This is a genomic window from Mesorhizobium sp. M4B.F.Ca.ET.214.01.1.1, from assembly GCF_004791545.1.
GTDB classification, from domain to species: domain Bacteria; phylum Pseudomonadota; class Alphaproteobacteria; order Rhizobiales; family Rhizobiaceae; genus Mesorhizobium; species Mesorhizobium abyssinicae.
This window is the reverse complement of the sequence record NZ_SRUX01000237.1, coordinates 1-302: the sequence shown is the minus strand read 5'-3', so window position 1 is coordinate 302 and position 302 is coordinate 1. Positions and strand designations below refer to the sequence as shown.

The window sequence follows — 302 nt, the reverse complement described above, 5'->3', positions numbered from 1 at the left end:
TACGGTCGTGGAGATGAACGACCAGGATCGCGTGCGCCGCGATCCCTACTCGATCATGAGCGATCCGACCGACCGGGAGGGCTATTCGATCTCGATCCGTCGCGACGACAATGGCAGAGGCGGTTCGTTGTTCATGCACCGGCAGGTGAGGCCGGGGATGGAAATGGTCATCTCCAATCCGGTCAATCTCTTCGCACTGGATTTGCGGGCGCGAAAGCACCTGTTGCTTGCCGGAGGCATCGGCATCACGCCGTTCCTGGCGCAGATCAGGCAACTAAGCGCCATGAACGGCAACTTCGAAC

Annotated in this window: 1 pseudogene; it reads left to right on the top strand. The window is 59.9% G+C overall.

Going from position 1 to position 302, the window contains the following annotated elements:
• Positions 1-13: 13 nt before the first annotated feature.
• Positions 14-302: pseudogene (locus EN857_RS34040) on the top strand (oxidoreductase); the annotation flags it as partial.